The organism is Pseudomonas sp. WS 5059 (assembly GCF_012985525.1).
GTDB lineage: Bacteria > Pseudomonadota > Gammaproteobacteria > Pseudomonadales > Pseudomonadaceae > Aquipseudomonas.
On sequence record NZ_JAAQWO010000002.1, the window covers coordinates 626,010 to 652,409 of the forward strand.

At 60.4% G+C, this 26,400-nt stretch carries 34 protein-coding genes; 27 read left to right on the top strand and 7 right to left on the bottom strand.

Annotated features, from left to right (window positions below):
- Window positions 1–7 precede the first annotated feature (7 nt).
- Window positions 8–2,599 carry a DNA mismatch repair protein MutS gene (mutS, locus tag HBO12_RS07580; protein ID WP_170041840.1) on the bottom strand — a complete coding sequence of 864 codons (2,592 nt, stop codon included), beginning with the start codon at window positions 2,597–2,599 and terminating at the stop codon, window positions 8–10.
- 198 nt (window positions 2,600–2,797) lie between these two features.
- On the opposite strand from mutS, the gene HBO12_RS07585 reads away from it, so the two are divergent.
- The 23 genes from HBO12_RS07585 (at window position 2,798) to recX (ending at window position 18,263) form a co-directional block, all read left to right on the top strand.
- Window positions 2,798–3,526, top strand: coding sequence for a LexA family transcriptional regulator (locus tag HBO12_RS07585; protein WP_169954574.1), 729 nt, complete (start codon window positions 2,798–2,800; stop codon window positions 3,524–3,526).
- Between the two features lie 599 nt (window positions 3,527–4,125).
- A complete protein-coding gene (locus HBO12_RS07590; protein ID WP_032858418.1) occupies window positions 4,126–4,458 on the top strand; it encodes a phage holin family protein in 333 nt (110 codons plus the stop codon).
- Window positions 4,459–4,479: 21 nt separating this feature from the next.
- On the top strand, window positions 4,480–4,992 hold the full coding sequence (locus tag HBO12_RS07595) for a hypothetical protein (protein WP_170041841.1): 513 nt from the start codon (window positions 4,480–4,482) through the stop codon (window positions 4,990–4,992).
- 3 nt (window positions 4,993–4,995) lie between these two features.
- Window positions 4,996–5,607, top strand: a complete 612-nt coding sequence (locus HBO12_RS07600; RefSeq protein WP_169954576.1) for a phage baseplate assembly protein V — start codon at window positions 4,996–4,998, stop codon at window positions 5,605–5,607.
- A 9-nt stretch (window positions 5,608–5,616) separates the two neighbouring features.
- Window positions 5,617–5,949 carry a hypothetical protein gene (locus HBO12_RS07605; RefSeq protein ID WP_057439347.1) on the top strand — a complete coding sequence of 111 codons (333 nt, stop codon included), beginning with the start codon at window positions 5,617–5,619 and terminating at the stop codon, window positions 5,947–5,949.
- The gene (locus HBO12_RS07610) at window positions 5,946–6,941 is read left to right on the top strand and encodes a baseplate J/gp47 family protein (RefSeq protein WP_170041842.1); all 996 of its coding nucleotides are present in this window, start codon (window positions 5,946–5,948) and stop codon (window positions 6,939–6,941) included. The genes HBO12_RS07605 and HBO12_RS07610 overlap by 4 nt, the downstream gene beginning before the upstream one ends.
- Window positions 6,938–7,576 carry a phage tail protein I gene (locus HBO12_RS07615; protein WP_170041843.1) on the top strand — a complete coding sequence of 213 codons (639 nt, stop codon included), beginning with the start codon at window positions 6,938–6,940 and terminating at the stop codon, window positions 7,574–7,576. The genes HBO12_RS07610 and HBO12_RS07615 overlap by 4 nt, the downstream gene beginning before the upstream one ends.
- On the top strand, window positions 7,573–8,103 hold the full coding sequence (locus tag HBO12_RS07620) for a phage tail-collar fiber domain-containing protein (protein ID WP_170041844.1): 531 nt from the start codon (window positions 7,573–7,575) through the stop codon (window positions 8,101–8,103). Before HBO12_RS07615 ends, HBO12_RS07620 begins: the two co-directional genes overlap by 4 nt.
- A gap of 39 nt (window positions 8,104–8,142) precedes the next feature.
- A complete protein-coding gene (locus HBO12_RS07625) occupies window positions 8,143–8,988 on the top strand; it encodes a hypothetical protein (RefSeq protein ID WP_170041845.1) in 846 nt (281 codons plus the stop codon).
- A gap of 2 nt (window positions 8,989–8,990) precedes the next feature.
- A complete protein-coding gene (locus HBO12_RS07630; protein ID WP_262376937.1) occupies window positions 8,991–9,260 on the top strand; it encodes a UBA domain-containing protein in 270 nt (89 codons plus the stop codon).
- A 91-nt stretch (window positions 9,261–9,351) separates the two neighbouring features.
- Window positions 9,352–9,555, top strand: a complete 204-nt coding sequence (locus HBO12_RS07635; RefSeq protein WP_170041847.1) for a hypothetical protein — start codon at window positions 9,352–9,354, stop codon at window positions 9,553–9,555.
- Window positions 9,556–9,557: 2 nt separating this feature from the next.
- Window positions 9,558–10,724: a phage tail sheath protein gene (locus tag HBO12_RS07640; protein WP_169954582.1), complete on the top strand. Its 1,167-nt coding sequence runs from the start codon at window positions 9,558–9,560 to the stop codon at window positions 10,722–10,724.
- Window positions 10,724–11,230, top strand: coding sequence for a phage major tail tube protein (locus tag HBO12_RS07645; protein ID WP_170041848.1), 507 nt, complete (start codon window positions 10,724–10,726; stop codon window positions 11,228–11,230). The genes HBO12_RS07640 and HBO12_RS07645 overlap by 1 nt, the downstream gene beginning before the upstream one ends.
- Before the next feature lie 108 nt (window positions 11,231–11,338).
- Complete coding sequence (locus HBO12_RS07650; protein WP_170041849.1) at window positions 11,339–11,905, top strand: phage tail assembly protein; 567 nt, start codon at window positions 11,339–11,341, stop codon at window positions 11,903–11,905.
- Window positions 11,906–12,033: 128 nt separating this feature from the next.
- Window positions 12,034–13,392 carry a tail tape measure protein gene (locus HBO12_RS07655; protein WP_170041850.1) on the top strand — a complete coding sequence of 453 codons (1,359 nt, stop codon included), beginning with the start codon at window positions 12,034–12,036 and terminating at the stop codon, window positions 13,390–13,392.
- Window positions 13,392–13,775: a phage tail protein gene (locus HBO12_RS07660; RefSeq protein ID WP_169954585.1), complete on the top strand. Its 384-nt coding sequence runs from the start codon at window positions 13,392–13,394 to the stop codon at window positions 13,773–13,775. Before HBO12_RS07655 ends, HBO12_RS07660 begins: the two co-directional genes overlap by 1 nt.
- Complete coding sequence (locus HBO12_RS07665) at window positions 13,768–13,980, top strand: tail protein X (RefSeq protein ID WP_169954586.1); 213 nt, start codon at window positions 13,768–13,770, stop codon at window positions 13,978–13,980. Before HBO12_RS07660 ends, HBO12_RS07665 begins: the two co-directional genes overlap by 8 nt.
- Before the next feature lie 9 nt (window positions 13,981–13,989).
- The gene (locus tag HBO12_RS07670) at window positions 13,990–15,000 is read left to right on the top strand and encodes a contractile injection system protein, VgrG/Pvc8 family (RefSeq protein ID WP_170041851.1); all 1,011 of its coding nucleotides are present in this window, start codon (window positions 13,990–13,992) and stop codon (window positions 14,998–15,000) included.
- A 17-nt stretch (window positions 15,001–15,017) separates the two neighbouring features.
- Window positions 15,018–15,569, top strand: coding sequence for a glycoside hydrolase family 19 protein (locus HBO12_RS07675; RefSeq protein ID WP_170041852.1), 552 nt, complete (start codon window positions 15,018–15,020; stop codon window positions 15,567–15,569).
- Window positions 15,560–16,063 (top strand): lysis system i-spanin subunit Rz, encoded by a 504-nt coding sequence (locus HBO12_RS07680; protein WP_170041853.1) that lies wholly within the window; start codon window positions 15,560–15,562, stop codon window positions 16,061–16,063. The genes HBO12_RS07675 and HBO12_RS07680 overlap by 10 nt, the downstream gene beginning before the upstream one ends.
- A gap of 81 nt (window positions 16,064–16,144) precedes the next feature.
- The gene (locus HBO12_RS07685) at window positions 16,145–16,645 is read left to right on the top strand and encodes a CinA family protein (protein ID WP_169954590.1); all 501 of its coding nucleotides are present in this window, start codon (window positions 16,145–16,147) and stop codon (window positions 16,643–16,645) included.
- A gap of 83 nt (window positions 16,646–16,728) precedes the next feature.
- Window positions 16,729–17,787 carry a recombinase RecA gene (gene recA / locus HBO12_RS07690; RefSeq protein WP_029295312.1) on the top strand — a complete coding sequence of 353 codons (1,059 nt, stop codon included), beginning with the start codon at window positions 16,729–16,731 and terminating at the stop codon, window positions 17,785–17,787.
- Between the two features lie 8 nt (window positions 17,788–17,795).
- Complete coding sequence (recX, locus tag HBO12_RS07695) at window positions 17,796–18,263, top strand: recombination regulator RecX (protein ID WP_170041854.1); 468 nt, start codon at window positions 17,796–17,798, stop codon at window positions 18,261–18,263.
- 193 nt (window positions 18,264–18,456) lie between these two features.
- Here recX and HBO12_RS07700 read toward each other — a convergent pair whose 3' ends face one another.
- Window positions 18,457–19,569, bottom strand: coding sequence for an LOG family protein (locus HBO12_RS07700; RefSeq protein ID WP_170041855.1), 1,113 nt, complete (start codon window positions 19,567–19,569; stop codon window positions 18,457–18,459).
- A gap of 264 nt (window positions 19,570–19,833) precedes the next feature.
- Window positions 19,834–20,268 carry a PA3611 family quorum-sensing-regulated virulence factor gene (locus HBO12_RS07705; RefSeq protein WP_169954592.1) on the bottom strand — a complete coding sequence of 145 codons (435 nt, stop codon included), beginning with the start codon at window positions 20,266–20,268 and terminating at the stop codon, window positions 19,834–19,836.
- Window positions 20,269–20,462: 194 nt separating this feature from the next.
- On the opposite strand from HBO12_RS07705, the gene HBO12_RS07710 reads away from it, so the two are divergent.
- The 3 genes from HBO12_RS07710 (at window position 20,463) to HBO12_RS07720 (ending at window position 22,423) form a co-directional block, all read left to right on the top strand.
- Complete coding sequence (locus HBO12_RS07710; RefSeq protein WP_169954593.1) at window positions 20,463–21,173, top strand: tRNA-uridine aminocarboxypropyltransferase; 711 nt, start codon at window positions 20,463–20,465, stop codon at window positions 21,171–21,173.
- A gap of 162 nt (window positions 21,174–21,335) precedes the next feature.
- Complete coding sequence (gene erdR / locus HBO12_RS07715) at window positions 21,336–21,986, top strand: response regulator transcription factor ErdR (RefSeq protein ID WP_169954594.1); 651 nt, start codon at window positions 21,336–21,338, stop codon at window positions 21,984–21,986.
- A 74-nt stretch (window positions 21,987–22,060) separates the two neighbouring features.
- Complete coding sequence (locus tag HBO12_RS07720) at window positions 22,061–22,423, top strand: diacylglycerol kinase (RefSeq protein ID WP_170041856.1); 363 nt, start codon at window positions 22,061–22,063, stop codon at window positions 22,421–22,423.
- On the opposite strand, the gene HBO12_RS07725 is transcribed toward HBO12_RS07720, so the two are convergent.
- Window positions 22,420–23,346: a LysR family transcriptional regulator gene (locus HBO12_RS07725; protein ID WP_169954596.1), complete on the bottom strand. Its 927-nt coding sequence runs from the start codon at window positions 23,344–23,346 to the stop codon at window positions 22,420–22,422. The genes HBO12_RS07720 and HBO12_RS07725 overlap by 4 nt on opposite strands.
- A gap of 125 nt (window positions 23,347–23,471) precedes the next feature.
- On the opposite strand from HBO12_RS07725, the gene fpr reads away from it, so the two are divergent.
- Window positions 23,472–24,251, top strand: coding sequence for a ferredoxin-NADP reductase (gene fpr, locus HBO12_RS07730; RefSeq protein ID WP_003172178.1), 780 nt, complete (start codon window positions 23,472–23,474; stop codon window positions 24,249–24,251).
- 147 nt (window positions 24,252–24,398) lie between these two features.
- On the opposite strand, the gene tsaA is transcribed toward fpr, so the two are convergent.
- The 3 genes from tsaA to HBO12_RS07745 all read right to left on the bottom strand — a co-directional run bounded on the left by tsaA (window position 24,399) and on the right by HBO12_RS07745 (window position 26,336).
- Window positions 24,399–25,094, bottom strand: coding sequence for a tRNA (N6-threonylcarbamoyladenosine(37)-N6)-methyltransferase TrmO (gene tsaA / locus HBO12_RS07735; RefSeq protein WP_170041857.1), 696 nt, complete (start codon window positions 25,092–25,094; stop codon window positions 24,399–24,401).
- A gap of 3 nt (window positions 25,095–25,097) precedes the next feature.
- The gene (locus HBO12_RS07740; RefSeq protein ID WP_057439364.1) at window positions 25,098–25,559 is read right to left on the bottom strand and encodes a YehS family protein; all 462 of its coding nucleotides are present in this window, start codon (window positions 25,557–25,559) and stop codon (window positions 25,098–25,100) included.
- Window positions 25,560–25,625: 66 nt separating this feature from the next.
- Window positions 25,626–26,336, bottom strand: a complete 711-nt coding sequence (locus HBO12_RS07745) for an rRNA pseudouridine synthase (RefSeq protein WP_170041858.1) — start codon at window positions 26,334–26,336, stop codon at window positions 25,626–25,628.
- Window positions 26,337–26,400: the final 64 nt, after the last annotated feature.

A 26,400-nucleotide genomic window follows, 5' to 3' on the forward strand; every position in this document is an offset into this window, starting at 1 on the left:
GTCTGCGTTAGACCCGTGTCTTCAGTGCATAGAGCAATTCCAACGCTTTTCGTGGAGTCAAGTCGTCCAGGTCAAGCTTTGCCAACTCATCCAGCACGGGGTGAGGCAGGCTGGCGAACATATCACTCTGCATCGGCACACCCGGTTTACTGGCGGCCTTGGCTGGGCTGGCCACCACGGTTTCGTGGGGCAGGGCGGTGGTTTCCAGGCGGCTGAGGTGCTCGCGGGCGCGCAGGATCACATCGTTCGGCACACCGGCCAACTGGGCCACGGCCAGGCCGTAACTCTGGCTGGCCGGCCCTGGCAGCACGTGGTGCAGGAACACGATGCGTTCGTTGTGCTCGGTGGCATTGAGATGCACGTTGGCCACCAATGGCTCGCTTTCCGGCAGCACGGTCAATTCGAAGTAGTGGGTGGCGAACAGCGTATAGGCCCGTAAGTGTGCCAGGCGCTCGGCGGCCGCCCAGGCCAGCGACAGGCCGTCGAAAGTGCTGGTGCCGCGCCCCACTTCATCCATCAGCACCAGGCTGCGGTCGCTGGCGTTGTGCAGGATATTGGCGGTTTCGCTCATTTCCACCATAAAGGTCGAACGGCCACCGGCCAGGTCATCGCTGGAACCGATACGGGTGAAGATGCGGTCCACCAGGGACAACTCGCAACTGGCCGCCGGCACGAAGCTGCCGATATGCGCCAGCAGCACGATCAATGCGGTCTGGCGCATGTAGGTGGATTTACCGCCCATGTTCGGACCGGTGATCACCAGCATGCGCGTATCGTCGTCCAGCGACAGGTCGTTGGCCACGAACGGGGTGGTCAGCACTTGCTCCACCACCGGATGGCGGCCCTGGACAATGCGCATGCACGGCTCGCTGACAAAACGCGGGCAGTTCAGGTCAAGGTTCAGCGCGCGCTCGGCAAGGTTGCTCAATACATCCAGCTCGGCCAGGGCCGCAGCGGTGTCCTGCAACGGCGCGAGCTGACCGATCAGGTCTTCGAGCAAGGCCTCATAGAGCATTTTTTCCCGGGCCAGGGCGCGGCTCTTGGCCGACAGCGCCTTGTCTTCGAACTCTTTGAGCTCAGGGGTGATAAAGCGCTCGGCACCTTTAAGGGTTTGGCGACGCTGGTAATCAATCGGGGCCTGCTCGGCCTGCTTGCTCGGCAACTCAATAAAGTAGCCGTGCACGCGGTTGTAGCCGACCTTCAGGTTGGCCAGGCCGGTGCGGGCTTTTTCGCGGGCTTCCAGGTCGATCAGGAACTGCCCGGCGTTTTCGCTCAAGGCCTGCAGCTCATCCAGCTCACTGTCGTAACCGGTCTTCAGCACGCCGCCGTCGCGGATGATCGCGGGCGGGTTGTCGATAATGGCTTTTTCCAGCAGCGCAGCCAGTTCCGGGTAAGTGCCGGCCGTGACAGCAAGTTGTTGCAGGTGCGGCGCTTCCAGCTCGGTCATCGCCTGTTGCAGCTCGGGCAGCACACCCAGCGCGTCACGCAGGCGCGCCAAGTCACGCGGGCGGGCATTACGCAGGCCGATCCGCGCGAGAATCCGCTCGATATCGCCAATTTCCTTGAGCTGCGGTTGCAGCTTTTCAAAGCGGTAGCCGTCCAGCAGGCAGGTAATAGAAGACTGGCGCGCCTGCAGCACGGTCAAATCGCGCAGCGGGCGGTTCAGCCAACGGGTCAGCAAACGGCTACCCATGGCGGTCTGGCAACGGTCGACGACCGACTGCAGGGTATTGTCGCGCCCGCCGGCCAGGTTGGTGTCCAGTTCCAGGTTGCGCCGGCTGGCACCATCGAGTACTACCGTGTCGTCCAGGCGCTCATGGCGCAGGCTGCGTAAATGCGGCAGGGCGGTGCGCTGGGTTTCCTTGGCGTAATTGAGCAGGCAACCGGCAGCGCCGATGGCCAGGGTCAGGGTCTCGCAACCAAAACCTTTCAGATCCTGTACGGAGAATTGCTGGCACAGGCTTTTCAGCGCCGAATCGCGCTCAAAATCCCACGGCGCGCGACGCTTGGCCCCACGGCGTTTTTCCGCCGGCAGATCCTTGGGCCAATCATCCGGGATCATCAACTCCACCGGATTGATACGCTCCAGCTCCGCCAGCAGGTTCTCCCAGCCCTTGATCTCCAGGACGGTGAAATTGCCACTGGTGATATCCAGCACCGCCAGGCCGAACAGCCGCTCATCCCCCAGCACCGCAGCGATCAGATTGTCGCGCCGCTCATCCAGCAGCGCCTCATCACTCACCGTCCCCGGCGTAATGATCCGCACCACCTGACGCTCCACCGGCCCCTTGCTGGTCGCCGGGTCGCCGATCTGCTCACAGATCACCACCGACTCACCCAGCTTGACCAGCTTGGCCAGGTAACCTTCCAACGAATGATAGGGAATCCCGCACATCGGAATCGCCTGCCCAGCCGACTGCCCGCGCGCGGTCAGGGTGATATCCAGCAACTTGGCGGCCTTCTTCGCGTCCTCATAGAAGATCTCGTAGAAGTCGCCCATGCGATAAAACATCAACTGATCAGGGTGCTGGTTTTTCAGGCGCCAGTACTGCTGCATCATCGGGGTATGGGAGGACAGATCGGACGTATTTTTACTCATTGGGTAGTAGGCAAATTCGTTGAAAGTGGTGGGGCAAAGGGGGCGCTTGGCCCAGCATTTTTTGCGATGGCGGCAAGGTTAACATGTGAGGTCAGTGCTTCGCAGTTCACAAACGGCCAGGTACAACCGCATGCACCATGCACAAAATATGCAAATTAGCATTTGCCAACCCCAAAAACTCCCGTCACTATCCCATTTATGCAAAAACGCAACGTTTCTATCGTCTTAAGAGAGCTGCTCGCTCGCGACGGGATCTCCCCCACGGAGCTTCACCGGCGTACCGGCGTGCCTCAATCCACTCTGTCACGGATTCTCAGCGGCAAGATCGTTGATCCGTCGGACAAGCACATCTCGCGTATTGCCGATTACTTCCGGGTGAGCACCGACCAGTTGCGCGGGCGCGCGGGGCCGGCGTGGCAGGATGAACGCGATCCGATGCATTCGGAGCTCAAGGATATAAGCCTGTGGGACGACGACACGCCCGTTAATGATGACGAGGTGTCGATCCCCTTTTTGCGCGAGGTTGAATTGGCTGCTGGATCAGGAAGATTCGTCATCGAGGAAAGCGAGAAGGCCAGCCTGCGTTTTGGTAAGCGCAGCCTGCGGCATAACGGTGTGCAGTTCGACCAGGCCAAGTGTGTGACGGTGCGTGGCAACAGCATGCTGCCGGTGTTGCGCGACGGGGCGACGGTGGGGGTGAATGCCGGCAAGAGCGGGATCGGCGATATCGTGGATGGTGACTTGTATGCCATCAATCACAACGGTCAATTGCGGGTCAAACAGCTCTATCGCCTGCCATCGGGGATTCGCTTGCGCAGTTTCAATCGTGACGAGCATCCGGATGAGGACTATAGCTTCCAGGATATCCAGGAGGAGCAGATCAGCATCCTCGGTCACGTTTTCTGGTGGGGCATGTACGCCCGTTAACCTCGCTCCGTAAGAAACAGCCCGCCCACGAGCGGGCTTTTTTTCGTCTGTGCAAAACCGCAAGTGCCCGCTATATAAGGGTTTTATGCGTTAACGCATTTTTGGTGGCGATATAAATGCATTTATGCATTGACTGTATATGCATACATGCATATTCTCCATCTCAAGCCAGCCAACAAGGCCTGGTGGAGGCGGCAAGGATGCTGCCAAGGAAGACAAGGAAGGCACGCAACACTGGCATGGACGCCACCGAGTGATGGCAAGGACGCCAGGCAACACCGGCAAGGATGCCGACGCTCTTTAGTTTCACGGTTTTACAACAGGCAGCGATGAACCGGCCTTGACGGTTCAGAGGGTTGGCAACTGACCCGGGTGTGCAGCGTAAAGCACCACAAGCAGTTATCCGGCAGACAGGGATCGTGGTCGGAAAAACATCGAGGAAAGATCCGTACCGCGCCAGTAGCGCCGAAAGATCCAAGGACCGCATTACTGAAAAGCCCGGGCCACCGGGCTTTTTGGAATGCCTACCGACCCCCCCATCCATCTATTTAACAAAGCACCGGCCATCTGCCGGTTTTACGCATTCCAGGAGGCGTGACATGACAAACGAGCAGCAAGCGTTGGCAGAAATGCCTATCTGGCTGGTGATTATTCTGGCCCTGATTGGCGGTGTATCCGGGGAGATGTGGCGCGCCGACAAGGAGGGCGCCCGCGGTTGGTCACTGGTGCGCCGCCTGGCCCTGCGTTCCGGGGCGTGCATGGTGTGCGGGGTATCGGCGTTGATGCTGTTGTACGCCGCCGGCATGTCGATCTGGACGGCCGGTGCCCTGGGTTGCTTGACCGCCATGGCCGGCGCCGATGTCGCTATCGGCCTTTATGAGCGCTGGGCCGCCAAGCGCATCGGGGTCAACCAGCCCCCGGACTCAAAGTGATCGTTGCAAGGAAGCCACACCATGACCCTCATTGAAAAACCTTCACAACTGCCGATAGCCATCGGCCAGGCCCTGCGTGCGGCGTTTCCCGAGCTACGGGTGGGCAGCCCGCCGAGCATCCTCGCGGCGGATGAACCCTGCGTGGCAATCACCGTCGAGCGTAATGGCCCGGGCGTCCGTTCCCTGGAGGGGCGCAAGGCCCATGTGCTGTCGATCTCGCTCAAGGTCATGTCCGCCCAGGGCGCGCAGCCCTTTGACGCCTGTGACCTGGCAAGCCGGCTGATGGACCTGGTGCTGGATAACCGTTGGCAGTTGCCGGCGGCCCAGTGCGATGTGCCCGTCAATATCGTTGCGCTGCCGTTGACCCTGGTGGGGGCCGACACTCACTACGACAGTTGGACCGTGTCCTTCAACCAAACCCTCTATCTCGGCCCGCCGCTGCTTGACGACCCTATCGGCAAGCCGCTGTTTGCCTGCACCTGGGAGGTGTCGAATATCGACGACCCCGATCAATACCGGCCATTGCAGGAGTAGCCCATGTTCGATGCACTGTTACGCCTGCAACTGGCGCCCATCGTCGAGCGCCTGGCGCAGATGGAAACCCAGCTTGAGGACCTCTATCGGCGCGCCGAGAGTTTTTGCCGGATCGGCGTATGTCAGGAGGTCGACGCGGCCAGCAATACCTGCAAGGTCAGGCATGGCGAATTGCTGACCCCGGCGATTCGTTTTTTCAACCCCAGCGCCGGGGCGCAGACGGAAACGCGGATTCCCACCGTGGGTGAGCAATGCCTGCTGCTCAACTACGGTGGCGGCGAGGGCGGCGGGCAGTCGGTGGCGCTGTTTGGCCTCAACAGTGATCGCTTCCCGCCGCTGTCCAGTGTGGCCAGCCTCACGAGCCGGCGTTATCCGGACGGCACGCAAAGCGCCTACGACGCCGCCGGTCATGTACTGGATTGGAGCAACGGCCCCACGGCATTCAGTGGCTCCCGCGAGCAGGTGGAAATGAGCCTGGGTGCCGCCCGTTTGGTCATGACCGCCGCAACCATCAGCGTGCAGGTCGGTGCAGTTGGCCTGCTGCTGGATGCGTCCGGCGTGCACTTGAGTGGCCCGGTGGTGGACCACCAGGGCCGAGTTATCAGCACGGCATAAGGACTTGCCATGATCGGAATAGAGAGAAACACCGGGGCCGTGGTGGACGACTGGCCGCAATTTGTCCAGCGCGCCACCCGGGCCCTGACCACACCTTTGGGCACACGGCAGAAACGCCCGCTGTACGGTTCGCTGATCCCGCAACTTCTGGGGCAGAACCTGGGCGATGACCTGTTGATCCTCGCCCAAAGCCACGCCGCCCAGGCTTTTTACAACCCACAGAACGGCATCGCCGATTTTGATCCGCAAGTCATCGTCGCCAATCGCCAGGGCGCTGGCCTGTTGCTGCGGTTTGCCGGGACCTGGAAAAACCGCAAGCAATCCTTCGAGGTGGTGACATGAGCATGTTGATCCCCGGGCAGAACCAATTGGCGCCGCCCGACCTGATCGCCGTCGACGAATTCGAGCCGTTACTGGCGCAGTTCAAGGCGTTTGTCGTCGACTATGTCGCCGCCCGCGCCCCGCAAAGCGCGGCCAAGCTCAAGGTCAGCCTGGACAATGAGAGCGAGTTGCTGACCCTGGCCCTGGAGGCGTTTTGTGTGCGCCTGCAAACCCATGAGCGCAAGTACAACGCGCGCATCCAGCAGATGCTGGCGTGGTGGGCCAACGGCAGCAACCTGGATGCGCGCCTGGCCGATATGGGCCTGGAGCGCCAGGTGCTCGACCCCGGCGACCCGGCGGCGTTCCCGCCGGTGCCGCCGACCCTCGAAAGCGATGACGATGCCCGGCTGCGCTACTACCTGGCACCCCACGCGCCGGCCGCTGGTTCGCGCATGCAGTATCGGCGCGAGGTCTTTACCCTCGGTGAACGGCCGGTGGTGAAAGTCCACGGTACTGCGGCGGGGGTGGTCACCGTCAGCTATACCTTCGACCCGGATGGCTATGTCGCCCAGGTCAAGGACGGCAACGCCCGGCGCACCGCACCTGGGCAAGTGATGGTCACCGTGCTGTCTCGTACCGGCAATGGCACGCCGTCGGCAGATTTGCTTGAAGGGGTGCGGCGTCATTTCGCCCGGCCCGATGTACGTCCGGAAACCGATTGGGTGACGGTGCAGGGCGCGCAGATCGTGCCGTACAAGATCCGCGTGGTGGCCAAGATCAACGCCGGCCCCGACTCGGGGCTGACGCAAGTGGCGGCCCAGCAGCTACTGCAAACCTATGCCGAATCCTGCCACTGCCTGGAAGGGCGCGTGGACCCGAGCTGGATCGACTACACCATCCACACCGCCGGGGCGGCGCAGTTGGAGATTCTCGAACCGCTGGCGCCGATTATCACCACGGCATTCCAGGCCCCGTATTGCATGGGTGTCGAGGTGGAGGTGCGCAGCTTATGACTGAACAATCTCCCAGCCTGTTGCCCGCCAACAGCTCACCGCTGGAGACGGCGCTGGACCTGGGCTTTGGCCGACTGCTTGAACGGATCGCCCCGCCATTCCCGGCGTTGATGAACCCGCTGCAAACGCCCGCGCCGTTCCTGCCTTACCTGGCGGCCGACCGTGGCGTCAGCGAATGGAATGCGTCTGCCAGCGAAACCGAAAAACGCCTCACGGTGGCACTGTCCTGGCAAATCCAGCGCCAGGCCGGCACACCCAAGGCGTTGAGCCACGCGGTCGAATCCCTGGGGTTCACCCCCAATATTCTGGCCTGGCACCAACAGCGCCCGCAGGCCCAGCCCTACACCTTCGACGTGCAGGCGATCATCGGCCGCAGTTGGTCCAGTGGCGACCACAACCGCCTGATCCGCCGCATCAACGCGGCCAAGAGCGAGCGCGACCTGGCCACCATCACCCTGGTGCACGAAGTGTTCGGTGGGCTGCCGATGACCGGCGCCGCCCACCGTGCACTGAGCGACGGCGAGTTGTCGTTGTGGGGCGCGCTGCCGGAACTCGCATTGAGTTCAAGGCTAAACAGTGCGGGCATCGCCCAGCACTACACCATTAACGACTACGACCTCAGGGCGCAGCCATGACCGATGACATCACGCGCCTGGTGCGCTTCACCTCCAAGGGTTTGGATGAAGTGCTGCAGGCAAAGAACCAAGGCTTGAAAGGCGAAATCACCCACATCGCCGCCGGCACCGGCCGCTACAACCCCACCGGCAACGAAACCTCCCTGCGCAATGAGCGCCAGCGCGTAGCCATTGTGGACTACGAAGACCTGGGCCAGCGCCAACTGCGCATGGCCGCGCTGTTTGATGGCGATGGCGAATATGAGATTGGCGAGTTTGGGTTTTATCTCGCCAGCGGGACGCTGTTGGCCGTGTATTCGGTGGCGGGGCAGTTGCTGACGTATAAGGCGGCGGGGGCGCGGGTGCTGCAGAAGTTCACGTTGGATATTTCGCCGTTGCCGGCGGATAGCGTGACGATTGTGGTGGGGAGTGAAAACTTGAACGTGTTGTTGATCGAGGAGATTGCAGAGCTTGCTACGGCCAGCGTTGACAATATGGCTCGGCATGTTGGTGTGCTATTTCGAGTCATGGCTCTGGAAGCCAAGTGACGAGCGGATTAGCAAGATAAGTCATATAGGGAGTTGAATATGAGTATGGAAACTACGATCACTAGTTTGGTCGCGGCTGCAAATAAGTTAACCAGCGTAGTCAATGGGAAAGTCGCAGAAATAGATGCCTCTGTATTGGCGGCTGTTCGAGCTATTCCTGACATGTCCAGATTGCTTCATGTCGACGCGATAGCCGGTAGCGATCTCGCGTTGGGTACGGTTGAAGCACCGATTAAAACAATCAAAGAGGCGATGAGCCGGACTAAAACAACCCCTTTTGTAATGATCGCCCTGAAGGCTGGTCAGACGCATGAGTATGCAGCGCCTACTGATCAGACTCCATATTGGTCAGTCTCTAATAAGCTGGTTTTTTACAAATATGGAGGGGGAAGTAATCCGGTTTTCTATCCAAAAGTTGGCGAGTATATGGCCGGCCGTTCCAACATTCATTTTTTGTCGCTTGAAGGTGGAAGTGTCTACTTTCGCAGCGTTGATGTCGTTATGCCTACTGTATTGAAGGCAGAAACGTCCGATTGGTATTCCTTCGGCTCATCTCTGTTTTATCGTGCGCATGGTGCTGACTCTTCGGTACAGGGTTCGGTGACTTTTTCAGGGAACAAGGTGAAGCTGGGGGCGCTTAATATTTTTCACTCAGGGTATTCTGCGAACTATAGGGTGGATCTTACGTATTCCGTTGTAGATGCTGAACTTTCAACAAAATTTGCGGATCTGTCCGGCGGTACGATGGTGCTGTCGGTGTTTGCTTCGTCAATCACCCAAAATCGGACTTGGGCACATCTTGTTGGTGGTGTAGTCAAGGACTCCGGAGGGAGTCTGTCCAATTTGCTGAGCAATGTTGGCAACGTCGTAGCTGCTGGAGTTTGATGATGATTAAAGAATTCAGAAATAAAGATCAGACTTTCTACAATGTGACTGTAGAGCAGTTGCTTGAGATGGGTTTTTCTAAAGCCGAAGTCGACACCGCTTTGCAGATCGAACAGGCTGCTGATTTGGCTTTCAATCGTCGCCAGGCCTACCGAGTAGATGCGGACCCGCTCTATATGGAGTGGCAGTACGATCAGACCGAGGCCAAGGAGAAAGCATGGCGGGCTAAAGTCGCCGAAATCAAGGCTCGTTACCCACTGCCGGGTGAGTAAACCGGCAGCAATCACAAACACCGCGAAAGCGGTTTTTTTTCGCATCCAAGAAAGCCCCATCGCTGGGGCTTTCGCGTTTCTGGAGTCTCCCATGGCCAACCGCCAAACCTACACCGTCCTCATCCCATTCCCCACCGGAGGTGGCCACTGGTCCACCGTCGGCCAGGAACTGGACCTGCTGGACGTCGAAGCAACCGCCCTGCGCACCGCCGGCCGCCTGGAACTGACCAGCGTGCTGGCTGCCGCCCAAGACACCCCACCGGCCAAGAAGGCCGTCACCAAGAAGGCTGAATAATCATGGCTGAGGTTTTGAACTTCGAGCATAACGGCATCACCGTCAATGCCAGCGAATCCCCCGAGGCTATGGGTGGCCTGGGTGACAACGTGATCGGTCTGGTCGGCACCGCGCCCAATGCGCACCTGTCGATCCCGAAAAACGCCCCATTCCGTATCAATAGCTTCACCGCCCAGGCGCTGCTGGACCCGACCGGCGCCGAGTCGGGCACGTTGTTTCATGCGGTGTACCAGATCCTCAAAGTGGTCAAGGTGCCGGTGTATGTGGTGATCGTCGAAGAGGGCGCCACCCCGGCCGATACCCTCAACAACGTGATCGGCGGCAATGAGCCGGTGACCGGTCGCAAACTGGGCCTCGCGGCGCTTGGCAGCGTGCCCGAAGACCTGACCATCATCGGCGCCCCGGGCTTTACCGGGACCAAGGCTGTTGCCGGTGAATTTGCCGCGTTCGGCAAGCGCATCAAGGCCCGTGTGGTGCTGGACGGCAAAGACGCCAGCGTCGCCGACCAAGTGACCTACAGCGGCGAGCTGGGTGGCGAAGGCCTGGGTTTCGACCGCTGCCTGCTGGTGCACAACATGCCGTCGGTGTACTCCAAGGCTGCGAAGAAAAACGTGTTCCTCGCGCCGTCGTCCCTGGCCATCGCCGCATTGGCCAAGGTCAAGCAGTGGGAAAGCCCGGGCAATCAGGTGACCTTCGCCGAAGACGTTTCCCGCGTGGTCGAGTACAACATCCTCGACACCTCCACCGAAGGCGACCTGCTCAACCGCTACGGCGTGAGCTACTACGCGCGCACCGTCCTCGGCGGCTTCTCGCTGCTGGGTAACCGCTCCGTCACCGGCAAGTTCATCAGCTATGTCGGCCTGGAAGACGCCATCAGCCGCAAGCTGGTCAAGGCCGGGCAGAAAGCCATGGCGCACAACCTGACCAAGTCGTTCATGGACCAGGAGGTCAAGCGCATCAACGACTGGCTGCAAACCCTGGTGGCCGACGAAACCATCCCCGGTGGCAGCGTGTACCTGCACCCGGAACTCAACAGTGTCGAGAAGTACAAGAACGGCACCTGGTTCATCGTGATCGACTACGGCCGCTACGCGCCGAACGAACACATGGTTTATCAACTCAATGCCCGCGATGAAATCATCGAGCAATTCCTGGAGGACGTTCTCTAATGTTTACCAACCGAGTAAGACAGGCCATTGCGGCCACCCTCCAGGGCCTGCCGCTGTCGGCGACCGTCGAGGAATTCACCCCGCCGAAGATCGAGTTCGACATGGAGCCCATGTCCGGCGGGCGCTTTATCGCCGAGGAAATGGCCAAAAGTGCCAAGGTGCTGAACGCCAAGCTGGTGCTGCAAGGCGCCGGTCCCGAAATCATGCTGGCCCTGGGCGTGCGCCTGGGCGAAGACATCCTGCTCAACGTGCGCGAAGCGGGCCAGGACCAGGACGGCAAGACCTACTTCACCTACCACACCGTCGGCGGCAAGCTCAAATCCCTGGAGGAAGCCAAGCTGAAGATGGGCGAAAAGGCGACCACCACCCTGGATCTGTCCTGCCGCACCTACCATCGCCTGGACAACGGCGTGCCGGTGATCGACATCGACGTGCGCACCCAGAAGTTTGTGCTCAACGGCGTCGACATCCTCGGCGATGCCCGGCGTGCGGTGTTGATGCCGTAAACCTTTCCACGAATCGGAAATAGGCACGGCCAGTGTGGGAGCAGGCACGCCAGCTCCCACATTGACCGTGTCCACGTGTTCAACATTGTTCATCAAGGAATTTCGCCCATGGCCTGGAAGCCACCCCTGCATATTCTGCTGGCGCCCATCACCGCCGACAGCGGTGCGACGATCGAGCAGATCCAACTCAAACCCTTGTTCTACGCCCCACAAAAACAGGCGCTGGCCCGTGCGGGTGATGACGAGGACGATCAATTCTTCGAACTGGCCAAGCTGGCCACCGGCCTTTCGGAAAAAGAACTCGACCAACTCAAGCGCCCGGACTACGTGAGCATCGTGCAGTACGTGCACGACCTGTCGACGCGCCCGGCTTCGTTCTTCCTGGAAGGTTCCACCGAGCCCGGCGAACAGGTGCAACTGCTGCTGCCACTGGACGTGGCCGGCCGCGTGTTGACCAGCGTCACCCTGGAAATGCCCGCCCTGCGCGCCACCAAGGTGATGAAAAAGCTCGCCACCAACAAAGAGCGCGCCGAGTTCATTACCTCGCACTGCACCGGCCTGATGATCCCCGACCTGGACGGCCTGACCGTGCCGGACTGGACGGAGCTGCAGGAGCGCATCGACGATTTTTTAAACAAACCGGCGGACTTCTTTCGCAGCGCGATATCGAAGTAATCCTCGATGTTGTACCGCTGGTTTACTCGGTAAACGAAGCGGAAATTCTTGAATGGAATGCCGCAAAAGCATTGCGCCGCTACGACATCGCGATCAATCGCCTTGGCGTCAAATAGGAGTAGAGCGAGATGCAAGACACTCGATATACGCTCAAGCTCGCCGACGAAGACAAACGCTGGATGACCTTTCCCGCATTGGCCGAAAGTGGAGCCTTGCAACTGCCGGGTCTGCTTAAAGCACAGGACGAAAGTCTGGTTGGCGCCACCAGTGTGGGCGGCGCAACAGAACCGCCGTCTGAGCTGAGCCTGGCCCTGGCCAATGCCAGCCTGCATATCCACGCGTTGACCGAAGAACAGGTGCGCCTGCGCGAGAGCCTGGAAACCCTTAATGGCACCCTGTTTATCACGGGCGGCTCCCTGCTCGGTGGTGTCGCTGCAAGCTCTGTCCCTGTGGCTCCAGAGGCCACCCAAGACAAGGAGCCGGCAGCGGACTCCTGGTACACCAAGGGGGCAAAGTGGTTGGGGGAGGGCTATCTCGAGACGGCCAGGAGCCGGTTAACGGGCAAGGCTGTCGATGTGACGCTTGGCAAGTTGCCCGGCGTGGGGAAACTGTTTCGCGACGATAGCAAGGATTGCTGCTGCCCAGGGGCGACCGAAACCTTGAAGGGACGTGCGCGTTTTCTGCCGAAAAAAACGCTGCGCGAGAGACTCACGGAGCGGTCGTCGTCGAAAAAAACCACCCGCGTCGGCAGCAGCATTGTTGGGTCAATGGCAACGCTGCAGCGTATTTTTGGACAGGCCAGCAAGGCGTTTGACGGGCCCAAAGTGGGTTTTCATGGTGCGTCGTTTCAAGCTGATCGGCCCGCTCCGCGCCTGGGCGAGCGTTCATCCAAGGCGCTTGTTTCACCCGTTCGTGGGCCGCTGTTGCTCAGCGCTCCAGCGCTGGTTTTGCCCAAGACTATCCCCTCCAGCCTGGTTTCAACGATGACCAAACTGGAGTCCGTCGGCACTCGATCCCTTGCGCCGCTGCGCTACGCCGACACCGCCGTCAACCTCGTCCAAGGTGTGCGCAATGGCGACCTGCAAGCGGTTGGCAGTAGCCTCGGCACTGCCGGCGGCGCATGGGCCGGCGCCACTGCCGGCGCAGCCCTTGGTACCCTGGTTTTGCCAGGCGTTGGCACTGCCGTCGGTGGCCTGATCGGCGGCCTGTTGGGCGGCGAAGCGGGCACCTGGCTGGGGGAGAAACTCTTCCCTTCCAGCAATCGCCTGCCATCGCCCGATACAGTGAGCAAAGAGCTCAACAGCGCCCGCTCGGACAACGTCCAGGTCACCCTGGCACCGAGCATCCAGATCACCGGCGTCAACCCCGCCGACGCCCAGCAGGTGGTCGACCGGGTCCTGCAAACCCTGCAAAACCAATGCGTGCCGATGCTCACCGATTCACTGGCGGTTCGGCGCAACGCGGCACTGACCGATGGAGGTGATTAATGCGACAGCAGATGGTGCTGGGCGACTTTATTTTCGGGCTGTCTCGAGGGTTCGCCTATTCCACGCTCCAGCGCAGCAGTGATGGCGGCTGGGGTGACCTGGAGATTATTGCCAGCAAGCCCCAGTCGCGGCAAAACGGCCAGAAGCTGGAAAAACTGACCTTCGCCGGCACCGCCATGGCGGCCGTTGGCATGCAGCGCCTGGACCAATTGCGCGCCTTGCAGGATGCACGGGCACCGCTGCCGTTGGTTGATGGCATCGGCCGCAACTGGGGCCTGTGGCGCATTACCGGGCTCACGGAAAACCAGGCCAATGTGATCGACGACGGCACTGCCATGTTGATCAATTGGTCGCTGGTGCTGGAGGAGTTCGTCAATGCGTAGAGTACGAAGTATTGCCGGTGATTCGGTCAACCTGCTGCTCTACCGCGAGCTGGGGCGGTGCGATGACGCGGCCGAAGAAACCCTCTGGCGCTTGAACCCCGGGCTTGCCGAGCATGGCCCGGTGTTGCCGGCGGGCGTAGGGGTGATCGTGCCCGAGATGGACGCGCAACCGGGTGTTGCAAAGCCCGTTTCGGCCTGGGATTAAGGAGGCAGCATGGCAATGGGATTTACCCCGGTCGTGGAGATTTATGGCGCCAACGCAGCTCTGATCAACCCGCGGCTGATGCAGTGGAAGCACACCGATGCGGCCGGGATCGAATCCGACCGCCTGGAACTGACCATCAATATCGAGGGCCTGGAAGGCCTGCCGAGCCTGGGCGCCAAGATCGGTTTGCGCGTGGGTTACCGCGAGTCGGGCCTGGTGGAAAAAGGCGAGTTTGTGATTACCCAGCGCACCCCCTACCTGTTTCCCATGCGCCTGGCGCTCGTGGCCACGGCGGCGCCGTTCAGCGTGATGGACCAGAGTGGCTACCGCCAGCGCCGTTCCGCCAGCCATGGGCCCACGACCCTCGGTGCGCTGTTTCGCCAACTGGCGACGCGGCATGGGTTTTCGCCCAGGGTGGCGCCGTCGCTGGATGGGATTGCGATTGATCATATCGACCAGTCCAACGAGACCGACATGGGCTTTATCACCCGCCTGGCCGGGCGTTACAACGCGGTGACCAAGCCGGTCAACGAGCTGTATGTGCTGGCGGAAAGCGGCCAGGTCAAGTCGCTCTCGGGCCAGCAACTGCCGGATGTGCGGCTGTCGGTGACCCATGACAACCGTCCCGGCGAGCAGGCGTTTATCAGTGCCCGGGTTGATGAAAATGCGCGGGCCAAATACCAGGGTTGCCGTGTCAGTTGGTGGGATGCCGCGGCCTCTCGCCAGCGCGTGGTCGAGGTGGGGATCGCACCGTTCAAGACGTTGCGCCAACGGTGCCAGAGTGAAACCGAAGCGCGCTCAGTGGCACAGGGCGAGTTGCGCCGGGTGGGGCGTGAAGGTTTGAGCATCACTATCGACTGCCCTGGTAACCCGTTGCTGTCCGCCGAAGGGCTGTTGCTGCTGGATGAAACCTGGCCGGGGTATATGCAGGGGCGTTGGTCGATTGACAAGGTGACCCATGTAGGCGACACGACGACGGGGTATCGCAGTTCGATCATGGCCCGTGGATTGGCCTCTTAAATGGTTGGAGATCAAGGATGATCACGCTGACGCAGTTGCAACAGATCCTGCCTAACGCCCGCGCCCAAGCGGGTGTTTTTATTTTGGCGTTGAACGCCGCCATGCTTCATCGACACATCACCGGCTCCAAGCGGATGGCGGCCTTTATCGCCCAGGTCGGGCATGAGTCCGGCGAACTGCGTTACGTGCGTGAACTGGGCGGCGAGCACTACCTGAGCAAATACGACACGGGCACCTTGGCTGCACGCCTGGGCAACACTCCCGACGCCGACGGTGACGGCCAGAAGTACCGGGGCCGCGGCTTGATCCAGATTACCGGGCGGCGCAATTACCTGGCCTGCAGCCGGGCGCTGTTTGGCGATGAACGTCTGCTGCATTTCCCCGAACTGCTGGAACAACCGCAATGGGCGGCCGAATCCGCCGCCTGGTTCTGGCACAGCAACGGCTTGAATGAATTGGCGGACCAGGACCAATTCACCACCATCACCCGCCGTATCAATGGTGGCCTTAACGGACTGGAGCACCGCCAACAGTTGTGGGAAAAGGCGAGGGCAGTGTTATGCCGTTGAGCGGGCGCATATGGGCGGTTGCCCTGCTGATGGCTATCTCGGCGGCAGCCAGCTGGCAGGTCCAGGTCTGGCGCCATGGCCTTGCCTTTGAACGCCAGGCTGCGCGGCATTCAGAGGTGCTCAACCGACAAAGCCAGGCGGCGCTGGGCCAATACCGGGCCGAACAGCACAGGCGTCAGGCGTTGGAGCAACAGCTTCAGGCCAGCGATCAACAACACACCCGGGAGTTGAACGATGCACAGCGTCACCAGGTTTATCTGCGCGACCGGCTGGCCACTGCTGATGTGCGCTTGTCAGTCCTTCTCGACGCCGCCGACCCCGCCAACAGCCACGCAATGCCAGCCACCGCCGCCGGCGGCGTGGTTCATGGAGCCACGCGAGGCCGACTTGACCCGGCGCATGCTCAACGAATTATCGGCATCACCGATGCCGGCGATGACGGATTGATCGCGTTGCGGGCCTGCCAGGCCTATGTGCAGGTCATCTCCCGGTAAGTCGATGAACCCGTCTGCACCTTGCGTGGCCGATGGGCTCCTGTAGGGTAGGCAAACCCCCGCACTTTCCTGGAGACGACCGTGAAGGAAATTACCCAACTCGCCGCCGAACTTGGCCGGCGTTTGCAGGTGCTCAATGCCCACGTCACCACCGCCGAGTCCTGCACCGGTGGTGGTATTGCCGAAGCCATCACCCGTATTCCGGGGAGTTCGGCCTGGTTCGAGGCCGGGTACGTGACCTATTCCAATCGGCAGAAGACCCGCCAGCTGAATGTGCCACAGGGTTTGTTCCCCAAGGTCGGCGCGGTCAGCCGTGAAGTGGTCGAGGCCATGGCCCGGGGCGCCCAGGAAAAAAGCCTGGCGCGGTTTGCCGTGGCGGTCAGTGGTGTGGCGGGCCCCGATGGCGGCTCGCCGGACAAACCGGTGGGCACCGTATGGCTGGCCTGGGGCGTCGGCGAAGAGGTTACGGCCGAGTGCCAGCACTTCCCCGGCAACCGCGACGAGGTCCGCCGACAAACGGTAAAGGCCGCATTAGAGGGGCTGTTGCGACGAGCTGCAGCAGAAATAGAAAATCAGGGGTAGGCGATCCCCGATCTTTATGGAACAATACTGTCTACTTATACAGGTGTTGGCCGTCAGGCCTTATTGATTACGTGAGGACTTTAATGGACGACAACAAGAAGAAAGCCTTGGCTGCGGCCCTGGGTCAGATCGAACGTCAATTCGGCAAGGGTGCCGTAATGCGTATGGGCGATCACGACCGTCAGGCGATCCCGGCTATTTCCACTGGCTCTCTGGGTCTGGACATCGCGCTCGGCATTGGCGGCCTGCCAAAAGGCCGTATCGTTGAAATCTACGGTCCAGAGTCTTCTGGTAAAACCACCCTGACCCTGTCGGTGATTGCCCAGGCCCAAAAAATGGGCGCCACCTGCGCGTTCGTCGATGCCGAGCACGCCCTGGATCCTGAATACGCGGGCAAGCTGGGCGTCAATGTCGACGACCTGCTGGTTTCGCAGCCGGACACTGGCGAACAAGCCCTGGAAATCACCGACATGCTGGTGCGCTCCAACGCCATCGACGTGATCGTGGTCGACTCCGTGGCGGCCCTGGTGCCGAAGGCCGAGATCGAAGGCGAAATGGGCGACATGCACGTCGGCCTGCAAGCCCGTCTGATGTCCCAGGCCCTGCGTAAAATCACCGGTAACATCAAGAACGCCAACTGCCTGGTGATCTTCATCAACCAGATCCGGATGAAGATCGGCGTAATGTTCGGCAGCCCGGAAACCACCACCGGTGGTAACGCGCTGAAGTTCTACGCTTCGGTCCGTCTGGACATCCGCCGGACCGGCGCGGTGAAGGAAGGTGACGAGGTTGTCGGTAGCGAAACCCGCGTCAAGGTGGTGAAGAACAAGGTAGCCCCGCCATTCCGTCAGGCTGAGTTCCAGATTCTCTACGGCAAGGGTATCTACCTGAACGGCGAGATGATCGACCTGGGCGTGCTGCACGGTTTTGTCGAGAAGTCCGGTGCCTGGTATGCCTACAACGGCAGCAAGATCGGTCAGGGCAAGGCCAACTCGGCCAAGTTCCTGCAGGACAACCCGGATATCGCGGCGACCCTTGAGAAGCAGATCCGCGACAAGCTGCTGACCCCGGCGCCAGACGTCAAGGCTGCGGCTAACCGTGAACCTGTTGATGACATGGCAGAAGCCGACGCTGATATCTGAGTCCAACGATGACAGTTGTACTCGATACGCTGGTTGCCGTACGGCGTACGGCAATGGACCTGCTCGCACGACGCGAGCATGGTCGTGTCGAGCTGACGCGTAAATTGCGTCAGCGTGGCGCCCCTCCTGAAATGATCGAAACAGCCCTCGACCGCCTGACGGAAGAGGGGCTGCTTTCCGAAGCTCGATATCTCGAAAGTTTTGTTTCCTACCGGGCACGCTCGGGCTACGGGCCTGCGCGGATTCGCGAGGAGCTGAGCCAGCGGGGCTTGCAGCGCGCGGATATCGATCTGGCACTGCGCGAGTGTGGCATCAGTTGGCAAACACAACTGGAAGACACCTGGCGCCGCAAATTTGCTGGCCATCTGCCTATTGATGCCCGTGAGCGTGCCAAGCAAGGGCGTTTTTTGAGTTATCGCGGGTTTTCGATGGAGATGATCAACCGGCTGTTGAGCGGTCGAGATCTGGACGACTGATTCTTCGGCAAGCGACGATCAAAGGTGGGAGCTGTCGAACTCCTGCGAGGCTGCGATGGTGGCCTCACAGCGAATAGTGTATTGCCTGACACGCCGCCATCGCAGCCTCGCAGGGGCTCGACAGCTCCCACATAAAACAGCACTAAAAAAGGCCCGCTATGAAAATAGCGGGCCTTTTTTGTGTTTTACGGCATCACGCCGGTTCCGGCGCTACCCGTTGCTGTGCTTTACCCTGAGCCTCAGCCCAGTTCTCTGGCAGGTTGATGTAATCCACCAACTCCCGCAATCGCCCCTGGTTCCGCCCGGTGAAGTTGAACACCAGGCGCGTCAGGTGGCTGAAGCGTGCTTCATCGTGCTCTTCGCCCCCGTAGGGCAGTTGCTGGAAGTCATCACTGAGCCGCAGATCAGCGAAGGCCGTCTGTATATGCGCCATTGCCTGCTCGCTGAGCGGATGGTTCATGCGCACCACGAACTGGCGCTTCAACCAGCGAGTGGAATGGAAGTTGGCATAGAACTGGTTGATTTCGTTCACTGCCTCTTCGGCGCTGTGCACCAGGCGCACTAGCTTGAGGTCGGTGGGCAAGATGTAGCGGTTGGCCTCCAGTTGGTTGCGAACAAACTCCAGGGCACCTTTCCAGAAACCGCCGCCAGGCTCGTCCAGCAGCACCACAGGCACCAACGGGCTCTTGCCGGTCTGGATCAGCGTCAGGACTTCCAGCGCTTCATCCAGCGTGCCGAAGCCGCCGGGGCAGAGCACCAACCCATCAGCTTCCTTGACGAAAAACAGCTTGCGGGTAAAGAAGAAGTGAAATGACAGCAGATTTTCCGTGCCATCAATGGTCGGGTTGGCATGCTGCTCAAAGGGCAGGGTGATATTGAACCCCAGGCTGTGTTCCAGGCCCGCCCCTTCGTGGGCCGCGGCCATGATGCCGCCGCCGCCGCCGGTGATGACCATCAGATCCGAGCGGGCCAGGGCTGCGCCCACTTCCCGGGCCAGGGCATAGAGCGGGCTTTCCACTGGAGTGCGGGCCGAGCCGAAGACGGTGACCTTGCGTCGGCCCTTGAACTGTTCGAGCACGCGAAACGCATGGTCCAGTTCATTTATCGCCTTCAGTGTGATCTTGGCGTTCCAGCGGTCGCGGTCGTCCTGGGCCATGCGCAGCACGGTGAGGATCATGTCGCGATACAGAGAGATATTCGGGCTGCTGGGGGCAATCAGCTTGAGTTGCGCTTCGACCAGTTGTGTAAGGTCGGTCCCGTTTTCTGGAAAATGACGGGACAGCAGGTCGTTCGGTTGATCAGGCATTCAGCTTCTCCTTCGTTACAGAGCCCTGGCGTCTTGCTTGCAGGCTGCTGACGGCGACGAAACAGGCTCTGTATGTTCCTTGTGGTTAAAAACCTTTGCACTGCAAGTCACGCGAGGGCAACCTTTTTTGCCCTGGAAATGTTACCGGATCGCTCGATCATGAGCCCCTAAAGTCTTGTCTGGCAATAACTTAATGGGCATTGATCGAGGTTTTGCGGGCGGGAGCTGTCGCGCCGTTGACCAACGGCGCGTGGGAGAGGGGGCTTACTTTTTCTTCTTGGCCGGGGCCGGGCAATCAGTCTCGACGAACTTGACCGAGGCCACTGGCCGGTTGGTTTTGTTTTCGGTGATTTCGTAGCGCATCACGGCGCCCTTGGCCATCAACTCGCGATAGCCTTTGTTCAGGCAAACGCTTTGTCCCAGTTGGAAATACACGGCTTTGGGGTTGGCGCGCATTTGCTCGGCGCGCTCGGGCAGCACGCTCAAGTGGTCAATCAGTTGCATGCCTTCGACGGTGTAGGCCACTTCCAGGGTTTGTTCATCAATTTCCCTGGGCAGGTCTTTGTTGCTTTCTGCCGCGACGCTTTGCAGTTTCTTGTTCATTTGCAGCTCCACCAGGGAGGCTGCCTGGGCGCCCAAGGGCAATACCAGCGCCAGGGCGACGGTCGGGGCGGCAAGACGCAACATAAGACGCAGCATGAAACTCTCCTGATTCGGTTACTGGTCCATAGACCCATCACTGCGCTATGCGTTCAGTGGCGCAGGATTATAGGTGACCTGTCGCCGCGACGGCCAGGCGTATTGGCGGGGCGGCTCTGGTAAACTGCTGGCACTTTTGCCTGCCCCCGAGTTTTGTCCGTGTCGATTTTCATCGCTTCACAACGGCACCCGCTATGAGCCACGCGGTGTTCCGTCTGCGCACCCAGCGCCTGGCCCGTGCCGTCAGCCCCTTTGTCGCACGCGGCTCGCGTGCCGAACGTTGCCCCAGATGCCGAGTGATCCCCCAATACTGCCTGTGCGCCTGGCGTCCCAAGGTCCAGGCCAGGTCGGCCATGTGCCTGTTGATGCACGATGTGGAGCCGATGAAGCCCAGCAATACCGGTTGGCTGATCGCTGATGTGATCGAAGACACCAGCGCCTTCCCCTGGACGCGCACGGCCGTCGAACCTGAGTTGCTGGCGCTGCTGGCCGACCCGCAATGGCAGCCCTACATCGTCTTTCCCGGCGAGTTTGTGGCGCCGCAGCGGGTGGTCAGCGAGGTGAAGGTGGCGCAGGGCAAGCGCCCGTTGTTTATCCTGCTGGACGGCACCTGGAGCGAAGCGCGCAAGATGTTTCGCAAGAGCCCGTATCTGGAGCACCTGCCGGTACTGAGCCTGGAGCCGGAGCAGCTTTCGCGCTACAAATTGCGCCGCTCCAAGCGTGATGACCACTTCTGCACCGCCGAAGTGGCCGCGTTGTGCCTGGAACTGGCCGAGGACCAGCAGGCCAGCGAAGTGCTGGACGCCTACCTGGATGTTTTCAGTACCCATTACCTGGCGGCCAAGTTCCAGTTGGCGCTGGATCCGACGGACAGTGTCCACACCCGTCTGGCACCTTATCTGTAGGACTTCGGGGTCAGATGACCTTTGCATGATGGCACTGCATCGCCTGAGCCGGCTAAAATGCCATCAAGCGTAACTGTTCGTGACAGCCGCTGGCTGGCACCTTGTACGTTGGCGAGCACCGAACCCATCGGTGCTCCCATAAAAAACAGGATCATTTAATAAATGGCCACATACGAAATCCTGATTGCCGATGACCACCCGCTTTTTCGCAGCGCGCTGCACCAGGCCGTCACACTGGGCCTGGGCCCGGACGTCCGCCTGGTGGAAGTGGGCAGCATCGCTGAGCTGGAAGCCCGCCTGACTGACAAGACCGATTGGGATCTGGTGCTGCTGGACCTGAACATGCCCGGTGCCTACGGGTTTTCCGGCCTGGTGCTGTTGCGCGGGCAATACCCGCAGATTCCGGTGGTGATGGTGTCGGCCCAGGAAGAGGCAGACGTCGTAGTGCGTTCCCGCGAGTTCGGGGCCAGTGGTTTTATCCCCAAGTCCAGCTCCATGGAGCAGATTCAAGCAGCGGTGCGCACGGTGTTGGACGGTGATGTCTCATGGCCGCCGCAGGCATTCGAAGAAATCAACGTGTCCGCCGAAGCCAAGGCCGCTCAGGAAGGGCTCGCCAGCCTCACGCCACAGCAGTTTCGTGTGTTGACCATGGTCTGCGAGGGCTTGCTGAACAAGCAGATCGCCTATGAGCTGAGCGTGTCTGAAGCAACCATCAAGGCACACGTTACCGCGATCTTCCGTAAGCTGGGCGTGCGCACCCGCACCCAGGCGGCGCTGCTGTTGCAACAACTTGAGTCAATTTCCCACTCATAGGCCTGCTCGATTCACGCTTTTTTGACTTGGCGTGCTCTAGCTTCCTTCCATCTTTTTTGCTCAGTTGCCTACCTATGTCGCCTTTCAAGGGTCAAACCGGTATCAAACGTATCTTCAACGCCGGGGGCTATTCCCTCGATGGCCTGCGTGCCGCTTTCACCGGCGAGGCGGCTTTTCGTCAGTTGGTGTTGCTCAACGTTATCCTGATTCCGTTGAGCTTTTTCATCAGCGTCAGCCGTGTAGAGCGCGCACTGTTGATTGCCGTGTGCTTGCTTGCGTTGATTGTCGAGTTGCTCAACTCGGCGGTGGAAGCGGCCATCGACCGGATCTCCCTGGATCGCCACCCCTTGTCGAAAAACGCCAAGGACATGGGCAGCGCCGCGCAATTCGTCGCGCTGACCATGATTACCGTGGTGTGGGCCGTGATCCTGATCTAGGCGATATTCGGCAGCACGATCTCGTCGCTGCGCTGCACCCCGGCGGTAAAGGCGCGGCACAGTTCGAGGAACTCGCGCATGGCCGAGGTCTGGTACTTCTGTTTATGCCAGATAAAGTAGAACTGCCGGGCCAGGTCCAGGTCCGGGGTCTCGACGGGCACCAGGCTGCCGCGCCGGAACGCATCCCGTAGCGCCAGGCGGGAAATGCAGCCAATCCCCAATCCCGACTCCACGGCGCGCTTGATCGCCTCGGTGTGCTCCAGCTCCAGGCGGATATTCAGCGCGCTGCGATGATGGCGCATGGCCTGATCAAACGTCAGGCGCGTCCCGGAGCCCTGCTCCCGCAGGATCCAGGCTTCATGGGTCAACTGCTCCATGCTCGCCTGGCCACGCAGGGCCAGGGGATGCTGGGGCGCACAGAACACCACCAGTTCATCCTCGACCCAGGTTTGCACCTCAATGTCCGGGTGGCTGCAGTCACCTTCGATTAGACCCAGATCAATTTCGTAATGCGCAACCTGATGCACGATATGCGCAGTGTTCTGTACATGCAGCTTCACCTGGCTCTCGGGATGCTGCTGCATGAAACTGCCGATCAGCAGTGTGGCCAGGTAATTGCCGATGGTCAGGGTCGCGCCGACTGCCAGGGAGCCGAAGCCGGACTTGCCGTTGAGCAGGTCTTCGATTTCCTTGGCCTGGTCCAGCAGCGCCACCGCCTGGGGCAGCAACTGATGACCCAGGGCGTTGAGGCTCAGGCGTTTACCGGCGCGGTCGAACAATTGGCAGCTGGATTGGCGCTCCAGCTCGGTGATCGAGGTGCTGGCGGCGGATTGAGATAAGGCCAGAAGGCCAGCAGCGCGTGACACACTTTCCTGCTGGGCGACGGCGACGAAGACTTGCAGTTGACGGAGAGTAAATCGCATATCGATATAACCGATAACCCTTATCTTAATAATCCAGTTAACAGATATTGTCGCCGCCATTAGAATACTGTGCAATTGCGCACCTATCATTTTGGCGCAGACCCATTTCCAGGAGTTCCCCGTACATGAGCAACATGAACCACGAGCGTGTCCTCAGTGTTCATCACTGGAACGACACTCTGTTCAGCTTCAAGTGCACCCGCGACCCGGGCCTGCGCTTTGAGAACGGTCAGTTCGTGATGATCGGCCTGCAGCAGCCCAACGGCCGCCCGCTCATGCGTGCTTACTCCATTGCCAGCCCGAACTGGGAAGAGCATCTGGAGTTCTTCAGCATCAAGGTCCCGGATGGCCCGCTGACTTCCCAATTGCAGCATTTGAAGGAAGGCGACGAGATCATCATCAGCAAAAAACCGACGGGCACCCTGGTGCTCGACGATCTGAAGCCGGGCAAACACCTGTATCTGCTCAGCACCGGTACTGGTCTTGCGCCATTCATGAGCGTGATCCAGGACCCGGAAACCTACGAGCGCTTTGAAAAAGTGATCCTGTGCCACGGCGTGCGTTACGTCAACGAAGTCGCTTACCGCGAATTCATCACCGAGCACCTGCCACAGAACGAGTTCTTCGGCGAAGCGCTGCGTGAAAAGTTGATCTACTACCCGACCGTGACCCGCGAGCCGTTCGAAAACGAAGGCCGCCTCACCGACCTGATGCGCAGCGGCAAGCTGTTCAGCGATATCGGCCTGCCGCCGATCAATCCTGAAGACGACCGCGCCATGCTGTGCGGTAGCCCGAGCATGCTCGACGAGACCAGCGAAGTGCTGAACAGCTTCGGCCTGAAGGTTTCGCCACGCATGCGTGAGCCGGGTGACTACCTGATCGAACGTGCGTTCGTCGAGAAATAAACGCGGTCAAAAAATGTGGGAGCTGCCCGGTGTAGGAGCTGGCTTGCCTGCGATATAGGCACCTCGGTGTATCAGTTACACCACAGTGATGCCATCGCAGGCAAGCCAGCTCCTACACCGGCCAGCTCCCATATTTGTTTTTGGCGTTTATTCGGCCGCAACCACTTCAAGCACACAAATCATCCCAGCCTCGGGATAGTGCCAACGCACATCCACATCCCAGAAGCGCACACCATATTCGCGCTCCGGCCCTGGCGTCTGATACGCCGGCCGTGGATCCTGCGCCAGACACTGCTCAATCAGCTCTACCAGCGGCTCGTCCAGGCGCTGGGCGTGGCTGTGAGCCTGGTGCAGGGCGGTCTTGAGCCACTGCACAGGAATCAGCGGTGGTGCGCTGCTGGCGATGCTGTTGGTGGCGGTGTCGATGATGTCGGCATAGGGCACATACGGCTTGATATCCAGGACCGGCGTGCCATCGAGCAGATCGATCCCGGAAATCCACAGCCGGCCCGGCTCTACCTTGTCCAGCTTGACCACTGACTGGCCAATGCCATTGGGGCGATGGGTCGCGCGGGTGGCAAATACGCCCATGGACGTGTTGCCGCCCAGGCGTGGCGGGCGCACTTTCAAGCGCGGCTTGTCTTCCAGGGCCTGATGAAACAGGAACAGCAGCCACACATGGCTGACCTGCTCCAGGCCCTGTACTGCCTCACCCTGGTCGAACGGCGCGACCAACTCCAACACGCCGCGGGCGGCGGGCGCCAGTTGAGGCTGGCGCGGGATGGCGAACTTCTCCTTGAAGCAGGAGCGTACGAAGCCGACGGGCGAGACGTTGTAACTCATGGTTTACGCGCGAACCCGCAGGGTCAGGCCCTTGAGGAAGTTACGCAGCAACTGGTCGCCACACGGGCGATAGTTGGTGTGGCCGAACTTGCGGAACAGCGCGCTCAGTTCCGGCTTGGACACCGGGAACTCGGCTGCCTTGAGGATGGCGTGCATGTCGTCTTCCTTGAGTTCGAAGGCCACGCGCAGTTTCTTGAGGATGATGTTGTTGGTCACCGGGGTTTCGATCGGCTGCGGTGGACGGCTTTCGTCCTTGCCGCGCTTGAAGATCACCAGGCCATCGAGGAAGTGCGCCATGACTTCGTCCGGGCAGAACACGAAGCCTTCTTCCTCGTCTTTCTTGAGGTAGGTCAGCAGGTCGTCCTTGGACACTTCCATGCCGCCGATCTTGATGATCTCGACCATCTTGTTGTCGCTGATGTCGAGCATGTAGCGCACGCTGCGCAGTACGTCGTTGTGAATCATGGTGGGCAATCCTGGTATTCGACTGTAGACCTCGCCCGGGCGGGCGAGGTCGAGAGATAGGGTGGCTTAGAACTTTTCTTTGCCGGACATGTAGCGCCACTGGCCGACCGGCACCTTGCCGATAGACACGCCGCCAATGCGGATGCGGCGAATGGCCACAACCTTCAGGCCAATGGCTTCGCAGAACAGGGCAATGATGCCGGGCTGCGGGTTTTTCAGGGCAAAGCGCAGGCGGTTCTCGTTCTGCCAGCTGGCTTTGACCGCAGGCAACTCCTTGCCTTTGTACATCAGGCCGTGGGCGAGGCGGTTCAGGCCGTGCGCGGCCACGTCGCCTGAGACTTCAACCACATACTCCTGCTCGATCTTGGCGGCGTCGGCCGTCAGCTTGCGCAGGATCTTCCAGTCCTGGGTAAACACCAACAGGCCGCTGGCCTTGGCTTGCAGGTCGGCGCTGGCGGTCAGGCGCAGGAAGTGGCCCTTGAGCGGGCGCTTGCTGAAGCGGTGCTCCTCGGACAGGGTCTCGGCGCTGAGGGACTGCATCGCGCTGTCGACGTCCACGCCGGCCGGCGCATGAAACAGGATAGTCACCGGCTCTGGAGCGGTGGCCTTGGCCTCGGGATCAAGTTCGACTTTTTGTGTCGTGACCTTGAACTGCGGTTCATCGATCACTTCGCCATCCACCGAGACCCAGCCGCCTTCGATGAACAGCTCGGCCTCCCGACGGGAGCAACCGACCAGTTCGATAAGGCGTTTGGAGAGGCGTATGGGGTCAGTCATGACAAGGGCCGTAACAAAAGGGGGCAGCTATTGTACCTGCCTGGAGCCGGTTAATCCCGGCCCC